Below are 18,574 nucleotides of genomic sequence, written 5' to 3' on the forward strand. Positions count from 1 at the left end.
TAGGAGGTGATCCATCTGCAGGTTCCCCTACAGATACCTTGTTACGACTTAGTCCCCCTTGCTGAACCGAAGTTCGAGCGACCCAGATGAGTCACCCTCACTCCGACCCAACTCGGATGACTTGACGGGCGGTGTGTGCAAAGAGCAGGGGCACATTCACCGCGGGATGTTGACCCGCGATTACTACGGACTCCATTTTCACGAGGGCGAGTTACAGCCCTCGATCCAGACTACGATGGGGTTTCAGGATTGCCTTCCCCTCTCGGGGTCGGATCCCATTGTCCCCACCTTTGTAGCGCGCGTGTTGCCCGGGAGATTCGGGGCATACGGACCTACCGTAGACCTCTCCTTCCTCAGCCTTAGCGGCAGCGATCCCTCCAGTGTGCTCTCACGATCGCTCGTGAAATCGCGACTGAAGGCGAGGGTCTCGTTCGTTATCTGACTTAACAGAACGCCTTACGGTACGAACTGACGACGGCCATGCACCACCTCTCGGAGAATCGGGCAAGGTCTTCGGCCTGGCTTTCATCCCTCCGTCGCCCCCGGTGAGTTTTCCGGCGTTGAATCCAATTGAACCGCACGCTCCTCCCGTTGCGGTGCTCTCCCGCCAATTCCTTTAAGTTTCAGTCTTGCGACCGTACTCCCCAAGCGGCAGACTTACCACCTTCGCTCCGGCACTGGGAGCCCACGCAGGACCCCCAACACCAAGTCTGCAGAGTTTACACCCTAGACTACCGGGGTATCTAATCCCGTTTGCGCCCTAGGGCTTCGTCCCTCACTGTCGGATTCGTTCTAGGTGAACGCCTTCGCCACTGGTGGTCCCCCCCGGATTACAGGATTTTACCCCTACCCCGGGAGTACCTTCACCCTCTCCCGATCCCAAGCCGAGCAGTGTCTCCGGAATTCGGACAGTTGAGCTGCCCGATTTACCCGGAGATTTGCCCGGCCAGCTACGGACGCTTTAGGCTCAATAATAATGAGCACCACTCGGGCCGCGGGTATTACCGCGGCGGCTGGCACCCGTCTTACCCGGCCCTTACTTCTCGAGCTTTTTAGGCTCGAGAACAGCCTACACATAGTGTAGGCACTTGGAGTTCCCCCATCGTGGTTGCCCACATTGTGGAGGTTTCGCGCCTGCTGCGTCCCGTAGGACCTGGATTCGTGTCTCAGAATCCATCTCCGGGCGACTTCTCCCAAAGCCCGTACCCGTCTTCGGCTAGGGGGTCCGTGAAACCCCCTACTACCTGATAGGCCGCAGACCCATCCTCGAGCCCCGCAGGGTTTCGGCCTGAGGGCCTTCCATCGTCTCAGACCTATCGGGTATTATCCCCAGTTTCCCGGGGTTATCCCCGTCTCGAGGGCAGATTGTCCGCGTGTTACTGAGCAGTGCGCCGAGGGCTTACCCCTCTCGACTCGCATGGCTTAAGCGAACTCCAATAGCGGTGCCCGCCGGCAGGATCAACCGGATTTATCGCGCGCACGGGGCGCGCGGGAATACGTGAGTCGTGAAACCGATCTTCGCTGACTGGCGGAAATGCTCTATTGCATCGAATGAGCTACTGCGTACTTCGCATGCATCTCTCCTCCGTCGGTCCCGAGAGGTCGCTCCCCCCGCGAGGGGGGAGGGGTTCTCGGGGCTCCACGCCCCATCGGGCCATCTGTGACGCGGCCCTGGAAGAGACCGGATCATGCGTCCCCGGCCCGCCGTGGCGGCGTCGCCGAGCTCCGCTTCCGTGGAAGCGGGCGCGGTGCCGATTGGCAGCGGGCCCCGGTATTTAACGCGCGCGACCGCCGGCGGCCCTCGGCGCCGGCGCCGTGCCCTCGAGCTGGTGCAGGGCGAGCGGGACCTCGAGCAGGCTCGTGATCTCCGGCGGGTCGTCGCCGAGCCCGGTGCCCGCGCGGTTGAGCCAGATCGCGTGGAGGCCGGCCTCGCGGGCGGCGACCGCGTCGGTGAACGCGAGGTTCCCGACGTACAGCGCCTCGGCCGGGGCGAGGCGCATGCGCTCCAGCGTCCGATGGAAGATCGCCGGCGCGGGCTTCTCGACCCCCTCCGTGCCCGAGGAGACGACCCGCTCGAAGAAGGGGAGGATGCCGGTCCCGTGGAGGATCGCGCGGCAGCGCGCCTCGCTCGAGCTGTTCGAGATCACGCCGAGCCGCCGCCCGTCGGCGCTCAGGCGCTCCAGGCACCGCCGCGTGTCCGAGTAGAGGCGGAAGAAGCCGGGCCGCTCGCGACTCAGCCCGAGGAACCGCGCCGCGCTCGCGGCGTCGACCTCGCGGCCGGCGGCCCGCTCGAGCGTCCGGCGCCAGAACTCCTCGTAGCTCGGCTTCTCCCGCACGTCCGTCTCCTTCTCGACCTCGACGAAGGCGTGGGCGAGCGCCTCTTCCTCCACCGGGACGAAGCAGCGGCGGGCGAGCTCGGTCCAGTGGGCGAAATCGTGGTAGTCGACGAGCGTCCCGCCGAGGTCGAACAGCACGGCCCGGATGCGGGACGGCGCGGCCATCGGTGGCCGCCCGAGGCGACGGCGCGCTTTATCCTGCGCACCGCGCCCGCGGCCTAGGCGACGCTGACGCTGACGATGTCGGAGTGGCGGAGCAGGATCGCCCGCGCGACCTTGAGGTTCTTGCCCGCCTTGCCGATCGCGCGGGCCTTCCAGGCGGGGTCGACGGTGACGGTGGCGTGGCGGCCCTTGCCCTTCGGCGCGAAGTCGACGCGCACCGGCGAGTACCAGTAGAAGATGTTCCGCACGAGCGCCTCGGGCTCGTCCGCGTACTCGACGACCTGGATCTCCTTCCTCAGCATCCCCTTGAGGCGGTCGACGAGCACGCCGCCCGGGCCGACCGCCTTGTGCACCTCGCCGGGCTGGACGAGGAAGACGAGCTTGTCCTCGGCGGTGAGGCAGTCCTTGACGCGCGCGCCGGTGCGCTCCTCGAACAGGCGGATGTAGCCGAGCGTCTCGGTGTCGAGGGTGATCTCGGTCATCGCGCCGGACGGGCGGACCCGTCCTACGTCTCGAGCGAGAGGATCGCGCTCGAGCCGGGGTCGAGGATCGCCATCGCGCTGATCGGGAACGGCTTGCCGCAGGCCTGGCCGAGGTCGACCGCGGTCCCGTCGTAGTGGTAGACCGGGATCTTGCCGAGGGCGCGGTGCTGCGTGAGCGTCGGCTCCGGGCACGTCCGCGCGACGATGACGAGGCGCGCCTTCTTCGCCTTCGCCGCGTCGAGCGTCTCGGTGAGTCCGAGGCGGACCGTGCCGGTCTCGAGCGCGACCTTGAGGGCGTGCGCGAGGTCCATCTACGCCGCCTCCGTCGCCTCGGCCGGCGCGGGCGCGGGGGCCGCCTTCGGGGGCGGGCTCGCGCCCGCGAGCGGCTTGTAGACGAGGTTCACCGCGCCGGTGCCGAGCGTGATCGGCTGGCCGACGATGATGTTCTCGGCGACGCCCTTGAGCTCGTCGACCTCGCCGGTGATCGCGGCGCGCAATAGGTGGGCCGCGGTGATCTCGAACGCCGCGCGGGCGAGCACGCTCGTCTTCTTGCCCGAGATGCCGTGTCGGCCGATCGCGCGGATGTCCCCCTCGTTCGTCATCACGTCGGCGACGAGCATCAGGTGCCGGATGTCGACGCCGAGCCCCTGCTCGGCGAGCGTGCGGTTCGACTCGTGGATCAGCGCCGCGCGGGCCGCCTCGACGCCGTAGACCCGGTAGATCTCGAAGACCGAGTTCGTCGTCGTCCGCACCGGGTCGACGCCGGGGATCTCGAGGACGTTCTCGAGGTTCGAGCCCTCCGTGTAGATCACGTACTCGTCCTTCTCTTTGCGGATGAGGGCCCGGCGGATGCCGGTGACGCCCTTGATGCGGATCGCCTTCGCCTCCTCGCTCGCGATGAGGAGCTTCTTGAACGGCATCTCCTCGACGAGCTCCTCCTTCTTGGACTTGGTCGCGCCGGGGCTCGACTCCTTGAGGTGGATCTCGAAGCTGCGGGTCTCGCCGCTGCCGCTGCCGTTGGAGAGCTCGAAGAGGCGGGGGTCGAGGTTCTCGCGCAGCGCGCTCTCGAGCTCCGCGCGCTTGATGCCGCGCTCCTCGAGGCGGGCGGCGATCGGGCTCACGACGACCGTGAGGTCCTCGACGACCGTGCCGATCGCGGCGACGTCCGGGACGGTCGTCACCTCGATCTGGAGCGCGATCTGCTGGACGGCGTCGCGCTCGCCCCGCAGCTTCTTCTCCACGTGGACGGTCATCATCGGGGTCGACGGGACCCGGCGCGCGTCGACGAGCTCGATCAGGCGCGGCAGCCCGAGCGTCACGTTCATCTCGGCGACGCCGGCGTAGTGGAACGTCCGCAGCGTCATCTGTGTCCCCGGCTCGCCGATCGACTGCGCGGCCAGGATGCCGACCGACTCGTGCGCGTCGACCTCGGCGCGCCGGTAGCGGCGCGCGACCTCGCGCACGACGCGGGTCGCGTCGCCCGGCGGCAGGCGCAGGTTGTGGAGCTTCGTGCGCAGCTCCTCGGCGACCAGCGGCGGGAGCGCGACCCCCTCCCTCCCGGCGATCTCCTGGATCCGGCGGACCGCGTCCCCTGGCCCGCTCTTCTTCTCCTCGGGCATCGCTACTCGCCTCCGAACTCGGGGCCCTCCTCGGGCGCCCCGAACTCCTCGGTCTCCTCCTCCTCGCCTTCTTCCTCGAGCTGGGCCTCCGCCTGGAGGTCCATCTCCTCCTCCGTGACCGGCGGGGCGCCCGCGGGGCCCTCGGGCCGGCGCTCGTCGGAGGAACGGACGCGCCGGCCGAGCACCTGGCTGACGACCTCGTCCAGCGAGACCGCCGCCCCCTGGTAGGAACGGGTCGGGTCGATGCCGTCCTCGCCGTAGTCGAACTCGATGACGGTGCCCGCGGTGTTGCGGACCGTGCGGTCCTCGGCGACCTTGAGGTCCTCGAGGGCGTTGATCAGGCGGCGCTGCATGTAGCCCGAGCGGCTCGTGCGCACGGCCGTGTCGACCAGCGACTCGCGCCCGCCCATCGAGTGGAAGAAGTACTCCGTCGGCGAGAGGCCCCGCTTGTAGCTCGAGCTCACGAACCCGCGAGCGCCGCTGCCGAGGTCGCCGCGCTCGAAGTGGGGCAGGGTCCGGTTGAAGTAGCCGCGCATCAGGCGCTCGCCGCGCACGCTCTGCTGGCCGACGGCCCCGGCCATCTGCGTCAGGTTGAGCATCGAGCCGCGCGCCCCGGACTTCGCCAGGATCACGGCGGGGTTCTCCAGGCCCAGGTAGCGCCCGGCGATCTCGCCGGCCTTGTCGCGGGCCTGGCCGAGCTCGCGCCGCACCATCACCTCGAGCGTCTCCTCGACCGAGCGGCCGGGCATCTGCTCGAGCTTCCCCTTGCGGTACTGCTCGACGAGCTCGTCGACCCGCTCGCGGGCGGCATCGAGCGCGCTCTGGATCTCGCGCAGGGCCGGCTCCGGGACGTCCTCGTCGTCGATGCCGGTCGACAGGCCCTTGAGCCCGATGGCGGTGATCGCGAGCCGGCTCATCTCGTCCAGGAACTCCCGCGCCCGCGGCATCCCGTTGTTGCGCGCGATCGCGTCGAGCACGGCTCCCTTCTCGTAGGCGATCGCCTTCTTGTCGATCGTCCCGGCCTTGAGGACGCCGTTCTCGATCACGACCCAGGCATCGTGCTTGCAGGCGAGCGGCGGGTCGTTGCAGCCGGCCCAGATGTTCGAGCGGAACTCGAGCGTGAGGTCCTTCGGCAGCGTGAGGCTGAAGAGCTGCTTGCCCGACCAGAACGGGTTCCCGTCCTTGTCCTTGCCCGCCGGCGGCGGGACCGGGTAGGCGAGCTTCGAGAGCAGGTAGGTCACCTCGGCCCGCGAGAACGAGGGGTCCTGGTAGGTCAGCAGGAACGCCGCGGTGATGTGGTCGTGCAGCATCCCGATGATCGGGCCGCCGTAGCGCGGGGAGAGGATGTGCTCCTCGACCTTCATCAGGACCTTCGCCTCGGCCCTCGCCTCCTGGCTCTGGAGGACGTGCAGGTTCATCTCGTCGCCATCGAAGTCGGCGTTGTAGGGCGGGCAGTCGCACAGGTTGAAGCGGAACGTCTTGTGCGGGAGGATGCGCACGAAGTGCGCCATCATGCTCATCCGGTGCAGGCTCGGCTGCCGGTTGAACAGCACGATGTCGCCGTCGATCAGCTGGCGCTCGACGATCGAGCCCGGCGTGACGAGCTCGGCGCACGCCTCGGCGTTCTTCTCCATCACCTTGATGCGCTGGCCGTCCTCGCGCACGAGGTAGTTGACGCCGCAGCGGTAGCGGCCCTCGTCATCCGGCCCCGGCGTGGGCCCGCGCTTCACCAGCTCCTTGGCGACCTCCTGGTTGTGGACGGTCACCTCGAGGGGTACGGTGAGCCCGCGCGCGACCTCGCCGGGGATTCCGACCTCGTTGATCGAGAGCAGCGGGTCCGGGCTGATCACCGTGCGGGCCGAGAAGTTGACCCGCTTGCCCGAGAGGTTGGAGCGGAACCGGCCGTCCTTGCCCTTGAGCCGCTGGGCGAGGGTCTTGAGCGGGCGGCCCGAGCGGTGCCGGGCCGGCGGGATCCCGCTCGTCTGGTTGTCGAAGTAGGTCGTGACGTGGTACTGGAGCAGCTCCCACAGGTCCTCGACGACGAGCTGCGGGGCGCCCATGTCGCGGTTCTCGCGCAGCCGCTGGTTGATCCGCAGCACGTCGACGAGCTTGTGCGTGAGGTCGTCCTCGCTGCGCTCGCCGCTCTCCAGGGTGATCGACGGCCGGACCTGGACCGGCGGGACCGGCAGCACGGTGAGGACCATCCACTCCGGCCGTCCGAACTTCGGGTTGAGGCCGAGGGCCCGGACGTCGTCGTCGGGGATCCGCTCGAGGCGGGCGCGGACCTCCTTCGGCGTGATCTTGTGGGAGTTCTCCCGGAACGTCGTGGGCTTGTCGAGGACGATCCGCTGCTGCACCTCGTGGCAGTGCGGGCACGTCCGCTCCTCCTTGGGCTCGCGCGAGCGGACCGGCGGGGTCGGGGCGTCGTCGTCGCCGATCGCCTCCGCGCGGGGGCTCGGCGCGTCGGGGAGCATCCGCCCGCACGCGCGGCAGGTCGACTGCAGGAGGCGCTTGATCTCCTTGGCGTAGCCGACGTGGATCACCGGCATCGCGAGCTCGATGATCCCGAAGTGACCGGGGCACTCGTTGACGCGCCCCCCGCACGTGCGGCAGCGCAGGTTCGGCTCGATGACCCCGAGGTGGAGGTCCATCAGGCCCATCTCGATCGGGTAACCGTCGTCGTCGTAGGTGTCGGCGGTGATGATCTTCACGCCGCTCATCCGCCGGATCTCGTCCGGCGAGAGGAACGCGAACTGCAGCGCCTTGATCCGCTTCGAGAGCCCCTGCGCCATCGTCCCCTCCTAGCGCATCTCCTCGAGCTGCAGGCGCATGATCACGCCCAGGCTGATCAGCTCCTCGAGGAGGAGCTTGAACGAGTAGCTCATCTCGACCGGGTAGATCGAGCTCGTGTTCCCGCAGCTGGGGCAGCGCAGCGAGCCGGCGCGCGTGTCCGGGATCGCGATATGCCCGCAGTCGGTGTTGCCGCAGACGTACTGGATCGTGCCGTCCGACTCGTCGAGCAGCCGGTCCTTGATCACCATCGCGACGCCGTGGCCGATCAGGCAGTCCCGCTCCATCTCGCCGAAGCGCAGGCCGCCCTGGCGCGAGCGTCCCTCGGTCGGCTGGCGCGTGAGGATCTGGACGGGCCCGCGCGAGCGCATGTGCATCTTGCCCGCGACCATGTGGTGGAGCTTCTGGTAGTAGATCGCGCCGACGAAGATCTCGGCCTCGAAGCGCCGTCCGGTCAGCCCGTCGTAGAGCGTCTCGCGCCCGGACGGGTGGAAGCCGGCGGCCTTGAGGCCCTCCCGCAGCGCCTCCTCGCGCGCGCCGCTGAACGCGGTGCCGTCGACCGTCCGGCCCTCGAGCGCGCCGACCTTGCCGCCCAGCATCTCGAGCACGTGGGCGACCGTCATGCGCGAGGGGATCGCGTGCGGATTGATCAGGAGGTCGGGCGTGACGCCGTCGCGCGTGAACGGCAGGTTCTCCTGGGGGACGATGAGCCCGATCACGCCCTTCTGGCCGTGGCGGCTCGCGAACTTGTCGCCGAGCTCGGGGATCCGCTGGTTGCGGACCTTCACCTTGACGAGCTTGGAGATGTTCTCGCCTTCGGTGAGGATGACGTTGTCGACCCAGCCGGACTCGCCGAAGCGCACCGTGACGCTGGTCTCGCGCCGCTTCTGCGGCGTGAGCAGATCGGTCTTTTCCTCGAGGAAGCGCGGCGGGCTCGTCTTCCCGACGAGCACGTCCCCCTCGCTCACCTCGAGCTCCGGGAAGATCAGGCCGTCCTCGCCGAGGTTGCGGTAGGCCGTGTCCACGCGGGCGCCGGCGACGTCCGGCCGCGGGATCTCGAAGCGGTCCTCCTGGCCGCCCGGGTACTTGCGCTCCTCGCCGCGGTAGGTCCGGAAGAAGGAGGAACGGCCGAGGCCCCGGTCGATCGCGCCCTTGGAGAAGACGAGGGCGTCCTGCATGTTGTAGCCCTCGTAGGAGAGGACGGCGACGATGAAGTTCTGGCCCGCTGGCCGTTCGGTGAAGTGGACGTAGCGCATCGTCTGCGTCTGGAGCAGCGGGGCCTGGGGGTAGTGGAGCAGGTGGCCGCGGGTGTCGGGCCGGCGGCGGTAGTTGACCGACTCGACGCCGAGCGCCTGCTTGGCCATCCCCGAGCCCATCGTGTTGCGCGGCGCGCTGTTGTGCTCGGGGTACGGGATGAGCCCCGTGCAGACGCCGAGCATCAGGTTCGGGTCGATCTCGAGGTGGGTGTGGCGGTCGGTGACGAGGCTCGCCGTCGGGAACTCGTTCTTGCAGAACCCGCACTCGACGAGCGCCTCCTCCCGCCGCTCGCCCATGGAGAGCCAGCGGATGTCGCTGCGGCTGAGCGAGCGCTCGCACTTCGGGCACCGGTCGGGCGGGACGAACGGATCGACGGCGATCAGCGAGTCCTCCTCCTCCTCGGCGTCGAGCCACTCGATCTTGCCTTCGCGGATGAGGTCGGTGAACGAGCGCGTGCCCCGGGCGAGCTCGTCGAGGTCGGTCCGCGTGACGCGCGGGACGCCGTTCTTCACGACCACGAGCGGACGGCGCAGCCGGCCGGGGTCGCAGTGCACGATGACCTCGTTCATCTCCGCGTCATAGCGCACGTTGATCTCGTACGTTCGGTCCTCGAGCGTCGAGGAGAGCGTGCGGGTGCGGCGGCGGTCGCGCAGGTCCCGCACGAGCTCGAGCGGCTGCGAGTGGAGACCGATCAGGTTGCCGTTCACGTAGACGCGCGCGGCGCGCTTCCCGCGCGGCGCGGCGGCCTCCTGGAAGACCTCGGGGCCGATCTCGCGCGTGTTGTTGTCGCGCAGGATGAGGGTGACCTCCTCCTCGTCGCACCCTTCGGAGACGTCGACGCACAGCGCGTAGTTCTTGACGAGGCCGCAGTTCTGGCCCTCGGGGGTCTCGTTCGGGCACAGCCGTCCCCACTGCGTGGGATGGAGGTCCCGCGCCTCGAAGTGCGGCTGGCTGCGGGTCAGCGGGCTCGTGACGCGGCGCAGGTGGCTGATCGTCGACATGTGACTCGTGCGGTCCAGCACCTGGCTGACGCCGGCGCGGCCGCCGACCCAGTTCCCCGTCGCCAGCGCGTGCACGAGACGCTGCGTGAGCAGGTCGGGACGGATGGCGCTCGCGATCCGCAGGTCCTTCTTGCGGGCGAACGACCGCTCGAGCTGGTACTTGAGGTCCTTGAGCAGCAGCGAGAAGGCGACCCGGAACAGGTCCTCCATGAGGTCGCCGGCGAGCTTGAGGCGCTTGTTCGCGTAGTGGTCCTTGTCGTCCTCGCCACGGACCTTGAGATGGAGCTCGAGGACGGTGCGGGCCATGCGGGCCAGGTACAGGGCCTTCTTCAGCCGGTCGTGCTTGGTGTCGCCGAGGTGCGGGAGCAGCGAGCGGTCGAGGATGCCGTCGACCTTGCGCTGGCGGTACTCCTTCGCCTGGCCGGTCGCGAACTTCTTCTCGAGGAAGATCAGCGCGTCGTCCGTCGAGAGGATCCCCTCGGGCGGGTACAGCTTCTTGGAGACGCACTCCTCGAGGTTGACGTTGAGCAGGTGCTTCATCGTCTGGACGAACGGCTCGTCCAGCGGGAGGAGCTCGCCCAGGACCGCCTGGAAGATCTCCTCGTCGTTCTTCATCCCGAGGGCTTTCATCAGGATCACGAGCGGGATCTGGCCGCTCGCCGTCGGGACCGAGACCTGGAGCACCCCGTCCTTCTTCTTCTCGACGACCGTGAGGGAGCGGTATCCGCCCCGCTGGCTGAACACCTTCGCGCTCTCGATCGGGGTGCCGTAGCGCTCGTTGTACTCGGCGAAGATGCGGTTCGGTGCGAGGTCCTCGAGGCTGATGATCACGCGCTCCGTGCCGCCGATGATCGCGTAGCCGCCGGGGTCGAGCGGGTCCTCGCCGTACTCGACGAGCTTCGCCCGGTACTCCTCGTCGGACAGCGCGATCTGGCCGTCGGCCTCGATGTTCGCCTTCGCGAGATTGCACTGGCGGCTCTTGACCATGATCGGCAGGTCGCCGATGTGCACGGTCTCGCTCGCCCGCTCGACCCCGTTCTCGACGACCGTGACGTCGAGGTAGATCGGCGCCTGGTAGGTCAGGTTGCGCAGGCGCGCCTCCATCGGGGTGAGCGTCGGCTTGGAGCCGACCGGCTCCTTCACGAACGGCTTGCCGATGCGGATCGTCGGCTCGGCCGACGGGCTGACGTAGCCGCGGGGGTCGCGCCGCCGCCCGACGCGCACCTGGATCGAACTCTTCGTCTTCTGCACGTCGAGCCGGATCATCCCGTGCTCGGTCGAGTCCTCGCTGACCCGGGCCTCGTCGACGATCCGCTGCATCCGGGAGTTCGGGTTGTCCTCCGTCGGCAGGAAGTCGTTGAAGCTCGCCAGGTGGTGGTTGACGATGGACCGCTCGCGGAAGAACGCGTCGACGATCTCGCGCACGGACCTTCAGCTCCCCCCGGCGGCGACGACGATCAGACGGTAGGCGACGGCCTCGCCGGCAGTGGCGCTCGGGCGGCGGATCCGCACCAGGCGACCCACCAGCCGCTCGCCGGCATCGCGCGCTGCGGTGAACTTCGGGTCGGTGAGCAGGCCGGGATCGCCGAGCAGGATCTTGGGGAGGCGCTCGGGGACCGTCTCGAGCTCCTGGAGGATCCGCTGCGTCTCCTCCTCCGACAGGATCTCGTGGGGCGGGGCGAGCCGATGGGCGATGAACGGCCGGGCCGGCTTCGCCGCGGCCGGGGCAGCGGCCTTGCGACGGGGCGCGCGCGCGCTCGAGGGGGTCATGCGACTCCTCCGGGAACGCGATGGGCCCGGGGGGACGCCCGGAGCGGCTCCGCGGCACGCGCGGGGCGGCTCGTTCGAACCCCCGACCAACTGGTTAAAAGCCAGCTGCTCTTTGTAGGGCCGGCGGGAGCGCCGCGCGGCCAACCTAGCTGAGCTACGGGCCCGATCCCGTTCCGGCCCGGGCCGACCCGGCCGCCGTATTTCAGCGTATCCCCGGCGCGCCTCACGCGATGCTCTCCAGGCTCGAGATGATCGACCAGATCGCCGTTCGGCCGTGCGTCGGGAGGTTCGGGTCGTTCGCCAGGTCGTCGAGCAGGTAGACCGCGCTCGCGATCCGCACATCGCGTGCCGCCCGCGGCTTCGCGAGCGCCTCGCGCGCGGACTGCGCGCCGCGACGGATGTTGCGGGGCACGCTCGAGTCCTCCGCGAGCTCGGCGAGCGCGTCGAACACCGACTGGAGCGCGGGCGGGTCCGCGTCCGCCCCCGTCGGCGGGGCGGCGGGCGAGCTGGCCGAGGCCGCGGGGGACGTCGCCGTCACGCCGTGCGGGTCTCCCCGCCCTCCTTGTAGGCGGTCACGACCAGGAGCGTCTTGGTCTCCCGGATCCCGCGGACGGCGGGGAGGCGGTGCAGCACGAAGTCCTTCAGCTCGTCGTAGTGCGGGAAGCGCACCTTGAGGAAGATGTCCGTGTCGCCGGTGACGAGGAAGACGTCCTCGACCTCCGAGAAGCGGGCGACCTCTCCGGCGACGGTGTCGGCCTCCGACGTCTCGACCTTGAGGGCGATCAGCGCGACCACGTGGTCGTCACCCCAGACCTTGGTGAACGCGCTCTCGACCGCGCGGCTGACCGGCGGCTTGGACGATGTGGACTTCTGCATCGGTGCCTCGATTTCCCCTGAACGTGGACTATGAAACGGTGACTGCGGATGCCCGGTGCGCGTCCAACGCTACGCCACCGGGGCGGACTCGAACTCCTCTTGGAGGTCGTTGATGACCTGATCGATCACAGACCCGGCCGCGGGGCCCCGGTACTCCCGGATCCCGCCGGCCTCGCTCGACACGCGGGCAACGAGCTCCGCCGGGCCGCGGAGGAACTCGACGCTGCAGATGAACTCCTCCATGACGGCCGGCACCCCCACCGCGCCGATGGGTCGAAAAATTACTTCTATATAGGTTTTGCCGAGCCCGGACCGGCCGGTCGGCCGTCGCCCCCGACGCTCCGGCTGCCGCCGGAGCGGTGACGCGGGCTCAGGGTTATCTGCGCCGTTCCGTCACGAGCGCCGGGGCGATCTCGCTGGAGCTCGTCGCGCGCACGCTGCGCCTCGAGATTCGCGTGGAGCTCAAGCCCGGGATCCTCGACGCGGAGGCCGAGAGCATCGCCAGGTCGCTCGCGCTCCTCGGGATCGCCGGGGTGCGCGAGGTGACCACTGCGCGCATCTACGACCTCGAGTTCGAGGGGACCACGGAGAGCGAGGCCCACCGGCGGGCGCAGGAGGCCGTGGACCGCCTGCTCGCCAACCCCGTCATCCATCGGGTCACGATCCGGCCCCCGCCGGACTAGGGGACGATGCCGCGCCACCGCGCTGCCGAGCGCCTGGAGTGGGCGACCGGCGTCGCGACGGTCGACTTCCGCGCGGGCTCGCTCGCCGAGCTCGAAGCGGCGGTCGCGGCGCGCGGGCTCGGGTTCGATCGGGCGGAGATCCGCCGGCTGCGCGACTACTTCCGCCGGGCGGAACGCGATCCCACCGACGTCGAGCTCGCCGGCCTCGCCCAGAGCTGGAGCGAGCACTGCAGCTACAAGAGCTCCCGAGCGCTGTTGCGCCGCGCCTTCGGCCGCCTGCAGCCCCGGCCGCGCGTCCTCGGCACCGGTGACGCGGGCGTCCTGCGGTTCGAGGACGGAACGGCCTACGCCCTGCGGATCGAGTCGCACAACCACCCCTCCGCCGTCGAGCCGTACGGCGGCGCGGCGACCGGGATCGGGGGGATCCTGCGGGACGTCCTCGCGGTGGGCGCGAAGCCGATCGCGCTCGCCGACCCGCTGTTCTTCGGGCCGCTCGACACCCCGATCTCCCGGGTGCCGCCGGGCATCAAGAACCCCCGGTATCTGGCGAGCGGCGTCGTCGCCGGCATCCGGGACTACGGCAACCGGGTCGGCGTGCCGACGGTCAGCGGCGGCATCTACTTCGACCCGTCGTACCTCGTCAACCCGCTCGTCAACGTCGGCTGCGTCGGCTTCCTGCCGACGGCGCGGCTCCGGCCGAACCGGGCCCGAGCGGTCGGGGACCGCCTGGTGCTCGTCGGCGGACGGACCGGCCGCGACGGGATCGGCGGCGTCGCCTTCGCCTCGCGGGAGCTCTCCGAGCGCAGCGAAGCGGACTCCCGCGGCGCGGTCCAGCTCGGCAACCCGATCCTGAAGCACCCGCTCATCCTCGCCTGCCTCGAGGCCTACGATCGGGAGCTCGTGCAAGGCGTCAAGGACCTCGGCGGCGGCGGCCTTGCGACGGCGAGCGGGGAGCTGGTGCACGCCGGTGGATTCGGCTCGCGCCTCCATCTCGACCGCGTCCCGCTTCGGGAGAAGGGACTGCGCCCGTGGGAGGTCTGGGTCTCGGAGTCGCAGGAGCGCATGCTGCTCGACGTCCGTCCCCGGGACCTCCCCGCCGTAACGGAGATCTTCCAGCGCTACGACGTGCCCGTCACGGACGTCGGGGAGGTGGTCCCTCCGCCCTTCGAGACCCTCCTGTGGGAGGGACGTCCCGCGGCCCACCTCAACGTGGGCTTCCGCGTCGGCGCGCCGCTGCGGACGCGCCCGCGACGTCCTCGCGCGCGGCGGTATCGCCCGACGCCGAGCGTGCCGGAGGACGACCTCGGCGCGACGGTGACGGACCTCCTGCTCGCCCCGGACTCGGTGTCGCGCGAGCCGGTGATCCGGGTCTACGATCACGAGGTGCAGGGCCGCACCGTAGTGAAGCCGCTGCACGGCCGGGTCGTCTCGCCGTCGCACGGCGACGCGGCGATCGTCCAGCCCCGTCCGGGCCGCCGACGCGCGCTCGCGATCACGACGGCCGCGCAGCCGTGGGCGTGCCGGGAGGACCCGCGGGCCGGCGCCGTCGGGGTCGTGGAGGAGGCCGCGCGAAACCTGTACGCGGTCGGCGCCCGACCGGACGCGTTCTCCAACTGCCTCAACTTCGGCAACCCGGAGGATCCGGCGGTCCTCGCCGACTTCGCCGCGACCACCGAGGGGCTAGCGGCCGGCGCCCGGGCGCTCGGCTTCGCCGTCCCCTCGGGCAACGTGAGCTTCTACAACGGGGGCCTCGGCGCCGGCATCGCCCCGACGCCGGTCCTCCTGGCGACCGGGATCGTCGACGACCTCGACCACGCGGTCACGAGCGACCTCAAGTCGCCCGGCGACGCGCTCTTCGTCGCAGGTCCCTGGCACCCGGAGCTCGGCGGCTCGTTGTGGGCCCGCCGCCACGGCGAGACCGGGCTGCGGATCCCGCCGTCGGATCCCGCGGGCCTGCGGGGGACCGGCGAGCGCGTGCTGCGGGCGATGCGCTCGGGGCTTGTTCGCGCGGCCCACGACGTCTCCGACGGGGGCCTCGGCATCACGCTCGCGGAGATGGCGTTCGGAGGCGGCCTCGGCTTCGCGGTCGATCTCGCGGACGCGGGCGCCCCGGCCCCGGGCCCGGCGCTCGTCGCGGAGGGCGGCTCGCGCCTCGTCCTCGAGGTACCGGCGTCCGCCGTGCGGCGGTTCGAGCGGGCGATGGCGGGCGCGCCGCTCCATCGCCTCGGCGAGGTCACCGCCGCCGACGGGGTCCTCGGCTGGCGCGAGCGGCGAGTCGCGTCGCTGCCGCTCGCACGGCTCTTCGAGCGCTGGCGCAACGGGCTCGGGCTGCCGTAGCGGGCGACGATGACCGTCACCGCGCTCGTGTCGGGCGGCAAGGACTCGATCTACGCGGCGTATCTCGCCGAGACCCAGGGCCGGTCGGTGGACGAACTGGTGACGATCCGTCCGGGGGACGAGGCGTCGATGCTCTACCACACGCCGAACCTGGCGCTGGTTCCCCTCCAGGCCGAGGCGTGGGGGAAGGCACACCGCTTCGTCACGGTCGACGGCGTCGGGGAGGACGCGGAGCTCGCCGCGCTTGCGACGGCGATCGAGGGGGCGAGGGGCTGGGTCGTCGCCGGCGCCATCGAGTCGTCGTACCAGTGGTCCCGCCTGCTCGAGGTCGCCGGGCGCGCCGGCCGCCCGGTCTACACGCCGCTGTGGCGCAAGGATCCCGAGCGCGTGGTCCGCGCCGAGATCGCCGCCGGCCTCGACGCGCGGATCGTCCGGGTGGCGGCCGAGACGCTGGGGCCGGACCTGCTCGGGCGCCGGCTCGACCCGGCGCTGTTGGAGGAGATCGTCCGCCGCAGCGCGCGCCAGCGCGCGACGCACGTCGCCGGCGAGGGCGGGGAGTACGAGACCCTCGTGCTCGACGCGCCGTTCTTTCACGCCCGCCTCCACGTCGATGCCGCCCGCGCGTCGATCGAGCCGTCCACGGCGAGCTGGCAGGTCGAGCGGGCGCACCTGGAGGAGAAACCGGCGCCGGGCCGTTGGGGAGCGAGGGCATGAGGCGACGCTCGCCCCGGGCGGCCGAGTCCCCCGGGGTCGCCGCGGCCCTTCGGGCGCTGGGCGACCGCCGCGCCCGGCCCGACGCGGCCTGGGTCGCCGCGCTGGCCCGCGTGGATCCCGGTGAGGTCGCTGTCGTCCTCGAGGAGGTCGCGGAACTGCTGCCCCTCGAGCGGCAGATCCGCGCCGCGCAGGTCGCGGCCGGGCGGACGGGCTACGCCCAGATCCGCGCGCCGTTCGAGCTCTACGCGCTCACCCGGCTCCTGCGCCCAGAGCACGTGGTCGAAGCCGGCGTCAGCAGCGGCGTGTCGTCCGCCCACTTCCTCGCGGCGCTCCGCCGCAACCGCCGGGGGCGGCTCCACTCGATCGATCGGCCCACGTATCAGCGGGGCCCGGTGCTCGGCCCGCGCGAATCGCCGGTCTCGATCCCGCCGGGCCGGGCCAGTGGCTGGGCCGTTCCGGCCGCGCTGCGGGCGCGCTGGGACCTCTGGATCGGCCCGGCCGAGCGCCGGCTCGGTCCGCTCCTAGCGGGCCTTCCCTCCGTCGGCCTGTTCCTGCACGACGATCTCCACACCAGCCGGCACCTCGCCTTCGAGCTCGCCACCCTGCGGCCGAAACTCGCGGCCGGCGCGGTCGTGCTCGCCGACAACACCGTCTGGACCGGCCAGGCGTTCCCGCGCTTCGCCGCGTCGCTCGGCGTCCCCTGGCACCGACGGCGCCGCAGCGACCTCGTCGGCCTCGCCGCACCGGAGGGCTGAGGCGCCTCTCCGCGGCTCCGGCCTTATCAGGGGCTGCGGCTCTTGTCGGCCGATGTCGGCCGGCCGCTCGACCTCGCCACCGATCGGCCCTCCGGGATCGCCTCCGGGGGCGGAGGAAGCCCTGTCCGAGCGGACGAAGCGCTGGGAGGCCGAGACCCTCGCCCCGGCCCTCGCGCGCTCGCCCGAGCGCAAGGAGGCGTTCACCACCCTCGGCGGGATCCCGGTCGCCCGCCTGTATACGCCGCGCTCGCCGCGATCGTCGTTCGACGCGATCGGCTACCCGGGGCAGCCGCCGTTCACGCGCGGGGTCCATCCGACGATGTACCGGGGTCGGCGCTGGTCGATGCGCATGTTCTCCGGCTTCGGATCGCCCGAGGACACCAACCGGCGGTTCCGCTACCTGCTCGACCACGGCGAGTCCGGCCTCTCGATCGCGTTCGACGATCCGACGCTCTACGGGCTCGACGCCGACGATCCCGAGGCGCTGGGGGAGGTGGGGAAGTGCGGCGTGAACGTCGGGTCGCTCGCCGACATGCGCCGCCTCCTCGACGGCATCCCGCTCGACCGGGTGACGACGAGCATGACGATCAACGGCCCCGCGAACATCGTCTGGGGGATGTACGTCCTCGCCGCGGAGGCCACGGGCGTGGGGCGTCGGCGGCTCGGCGGCACGACCCAGAACGACATCCTGAAGGAGTACATCGCCCAGAAGGAGTTCCTCTACCCGCCGCGGCCCGCGCTACGCCTCGTCACGGACACGATCGAGTTCGCGACCCGATCGATGCCGCGCTGGAACCCGGTCTCGATCTCGGGTTACCATATCCGCGAGGCCGGCTCGACCGCGGTCCAGGAGCTCGCCTTCACGCTCGCCGACGGGCGCACCTACGTCGCGGAGGCGATCCGTCGGGGGCTCGACGTCGACGCGTTCGCGCCGCGCCTGTCGTTCTTCTTCAACGCCCACAACGACTTCTTCGAGGAGATCGCCAAGTTCCGCGCCGCGCGCCGCCTGTGGGCGCGGATCATGCGCGGGGAGTTCGGCGCGAAGAAGGAACGCTCGCTCTGGATGCGCTTCCACACCCAGACGGCGGGCTGCTCCTGCACGGCGCAGCAGCCCGAGCTGAACATCGTCCGGACCACCGTCCAGGCGCTCGCCGGCGTCCTCGGCGGCACGCAGTCGCTGCACACGAACTCCTACGACGAGGCGCTCCAGCTGCCGAGCGAGGACGCCGTCCGCATCGCGCTGCGGACGCAGCAAATCCTCGCGTCGGAGTCCGGCGTCGCCGAGTCGGTCGACCCGTTCGGCGGCAGCTACTACCTCGAGTGGCTGACCGACACGATGGAGGCGGAGGCGGAGCGCTACTTCGAGCGCATCGACGAGCTCGGTGGGGTCGTCGCCGGCATCGAGCGCGGCTTCTTCCAGCGGGAGATCCAGGAGGCGTCGTTCCGCTACCAGCGCGCGGTCGAGTCCGGCACCGAGAAGATCGTCGGCGTCAACGCCTACGCGTCGAGCGCGCCGGTCCGCGTCCCACGCCTCAAGATCTCCGAGGTCGCTCGTCGGCGGCAGAGCGCGCACTTGCGGGCGCTGCGCGCGGGCCGGGACCCGCGACGCCTGGCGGCCGCTCTCGATCGGCTCCAGCGCGTCGCCGAGACGGAGGACCGCAACAGCATGCCCGCGGTCCTCGACGCGCTGCGGGCCGACGCGACCCTGGGCGAGATCGTCCGGGCCTTCCAGGGCGTATTCGGGAGCTACCGCGAGCGGTCGATGTACTAGCCCGAGCCTACCGGGTGAGAT

Annotated in this window: 15 protein-coding genes, 1 tRNA gene and 1 rRNA gene; 5 read left to right on the forward strand and 12 right to left on the reverse strand. The window is 70.6% G+C overall.

Features of this window, described 5'->3' with window-relative positions; all coding sequences use genetic code 11:
• Position 1: 1 nt before the first annotated feature.
• The 12 genes from VEL82_03310 to VEL82_03365 form a co-directional block, all read right to left on the reverse strand.
• Positions 2–1,469 (reverse strand): 16S ribosomal RNA (locus VEL82_03310).
• A gap of 306 nt (positions 1,470–1,775) precedes the next feature.
• Complete coding sequence (locus VEL82_03315; GenBank protein HXW66893.1) at positions 1,776–2,501, reverse strand: HAD family hydrolase; 726 nt, start codon at positions 2,499–2,501, stop codon at positions 1,776–1,778.
• A gap of 53 nt (positions 2,502–2,554) precedes the next feature.
• Entirely contained in the window at positions 2,555–2,980 is a 426-nt protein-coding gene (locus VEL82_03320) for a NusA-like transcription termination signal-binding factor (protein HXW66894.1), read from the reverse strand.
• Positions 2,981–3,003: 23 nt separating this feature from the next.
• Complete coding sequence (locus tag VEL82_03325) at positions 3,004–3,291, reverse strand: 50S ribosomal protein L30e (GenBank protein HXW66895.1); 288 nt, start codon at positions 3,289–3,291, stop codon at positions 3,004–3,006.
• Complete coding sequence (rpoA2, locus tag VEL82_03330; protein ID HXW66896.1) at positions 3,292–4,599, reverse strand: DNA-directed RNA polymerase subunit A''; 1,308 nt, start codon at positions 4,597–4,599, stop codon at positions 3,292–3,294.
• Between the two features lie 2 nt (positions 4,600–4,601).
• Positions 4,602–7,391 carry a DNA-directed RNA polymerase subunit A' gene (locus VEL82_03335; protein ID HXW66897.1) on the reverse strand — a complete coding sequence of 930 codons (2,790 nt, stop codon included), beginning with the start codon at positions 7,389–7,391 and terminating at the stop codon, positions 4,602–4,604.
• A 9-nt stretch (positions 7,392–7,400) separates the two neighbouring features.
• Complete coding sequence (locus VEL82_03340) at positions 7,401–11,072, reverse strand: DNA-directed RNA polymerase subunit B (GenBank protein HXW66898.1); 3,672 nt, start codon at positions 11,070–11,072, stop codon at positions 7,401–7,403.
• Between the two features lie 6 nt (positions 11,073–11,078).
• Positions 11,079–11,417: a DNA-directed RNA polymerase subunit RpoH/Rpb5 C-terminal domain-containing protein gene (locus VEL82_03345; GenBank protein ID HXW66899.1), complete on the reverse strand. Its 339-nt coding sequence runs from the start codon at positions 11,415–11,417 to the stop codon at positions 11,079–11,081.
• A gap of 21 nt (positions 11,418–11,438) precedes the next feature.
• Positions 11,439–11,581, reverse strand: a tRNA-Lys gene (locus VEL82_03350).
• A gap of 59 nt (positions 11,582–11,640) precedes the next feature.
• On the reverse strand, positions 11,641–11,955 hold the full coding sequence (locus VEL82_03355) for a UPF0147 family protein (protein ID HXW66900.1): 315 nt from the start codon (positions 11,953–11,955) through the stop codon (positions 11,641–11,643).
• Positions 11,952–12,293, reverse strand: coding sequence for an Lrp/AsnC family transcriptional regulator (locus VEL82_03360; GenBank protein ID HXW66901.1), 342 nt, complete (start codon positions 12,291–12,293; stop codon positions 11,952–11,954). The genes VEL82_03355 and VEL82_03360 overlap by 4 nt, the downstream gene beginning before the upstream one ends.
• Positions 12,294–12,362: 69 nt before the next feature.
• Positions 12,363–12,548: a hypothetical protein gene (locus VEL82_03365; protein HXW66902.1), complete on the reverse strand. Its 186-nt coding sequence runs from the start codon at positions 12,546–12,548 to the stop codon at positions 12,363–12,365.
• Positions 12,549–12,652: 104 nt separating this feature from the next.
• Between VEL82_03365 and purS the strand changes: the two genes are divergently transcribed.
• From purS to VEL82_03390, 5 genes are read left to right on the forward strand one after another with little or no spacing between them, the layout of a single operon-like run.
• Positions 12,653–12,976, forward strand: a complete 324-nt coding sequence (purS, locus tag VEL82_03370; protein ID HXW66903.1) for a phosphoribosylformylglycinamidine synthase subunit PurS — start codon at positions 12,653–12,655, stop codon at positions 12,974–12,976.
• 6 nt (positions 12,977–12,982) lie between these two features.
• Positions 12,983–15,313, forward strand: coding sequence for a phosphoribosylformylglycinamidine synthase subunit PurL (gene purL / locus VEL82_03375; GenBank protein HXW66904.1), 2,331 nt, complete (start codon positions 12,983–12,985; stop codon positions 15,311–15,313).
• Between the two features lie 9 nt (positions 15,314–15,322).
• Positions 15,323–16,027 carry a diphthine--ammonia ligase gene (locus VEL82_03380; protein ID HXW66905.1) on the forward strand — a complete coding sequence of 235 codons (705 nt, stop codon included), beginning with the start codon at positions 15,323–15,325 and terminating at the stop codon, positions 16,025–16,027.
• The gene (locus VEL82_03385) at positions 16,024–16,782 is read left to right on the forward strand and encodes a class I SAM-dependent methyltransferase (protein ID HXW66906.1); all 759 of its coding nucleotides are present in this window, start codon (positions 16,024–16,026) and stop codon (positions 16,780–16,782) included. The genes VEL82_03380 and VEL82_03385 overlap by 4 nt, the downstream gene beginning before the upstream one ends.
• Before the next feature lie 52 nt (positions 16,783–16,834).
• Positions 16,835–18,553 (forward strand): methylmalonyl-CoA mutase family protein, encoded by a 1,719-nt coding sequence (locus tag VEL82_03390; protein ID HXW66907.1) that lies wholly within the window; start codon positions 16,835–16,837, stop codon positions 18,551–18,553.
• Positions 18,554–18,574: the final 21 nt, after the last annotated feature.

The organism is Thermoplasmata archaeon, from assembly GCA_035622275.1.
Lineage (GTDB): Archaea > Thermoplasmatota > Thermoplasmata > Lutacidiplasmatales > UBA184 > Lutacidiplasma.

Coding starts and splice junctions, on each gene's coding strand:
- VEL82_03335 (HXW66897.1), bottom strand. CDS start 7,391: ATGGCGCAGGGGCTCTCGAAGCGGATCAAGGCGCTGCAGTTCGCGTTC.
- VEL82_03320 (HXW66894.1), bottom strand. CDS start 2,980: ATGACCGAGATCACCCTCGACACCGAGACGCTCGGCTACATCCGCCTG.
- VEL82_03390 (HXW66907.1), top strand. CDS start 16,835: ATGTCGGCCGGCCGCTCGACCTCGCCACCGATCGGCCCTCCGGGATCG.
- rpoA2 (HXW66896.1), bottom strand. CDS start 4,599: ATGCCCGAGGAGAAGAAGAGCGGGCCAGGGGACGCGGTCCGCCGGATC.
- VEL82_03315 (HXW66893.1), bottom strand. CDS start 2,501: ATGGCCGCGCCGTCCCGCATCCGGGCCGTGCTGTTCGACCTCGGCGGG.
- VEL82_03380 (HXW66905.1), top strand. CDS start 15,323: ATGACCGTCACCGCGCTCGTGTCGGGCGGCAAGGACTCGATCTACGCG.
- VEL82_03345 (HXW66899.1), bottom strand. CDS start 11,417: ATGACCCCCTCGAGCGCGCGCGCGCCCCGTCGCAAGGCCGCTGCCCCG.
- VEL82_03325 (HXW66895.1), bottom strand. CDS start 3,291: ATGGACCTCGCGCACGCCCTCAAGGTCGCGCTCGAGACCGGCACGGTC.
- purL (HXW66904.1), top strand. CDS start 12,983: ATGCCGCGCCACCGCGCTGCCGAGCGCCTGGAGTGGGCGACCGGCGTC.
- VEL82_03385 (HXW66906.1), top strand. CDS start 16,024: ATGAGGCGACGCTCGCCCCGGGCGGCCGAGTCCCCCGGGGTCGCCGCG.
- VEL82_03360 (HXW66901.1), bottom strand. CDS start 12,293: ATGCAGAAGTCCACATCGTCCAAGCCGCCGGTCAGCCGCGCGGTCGAG.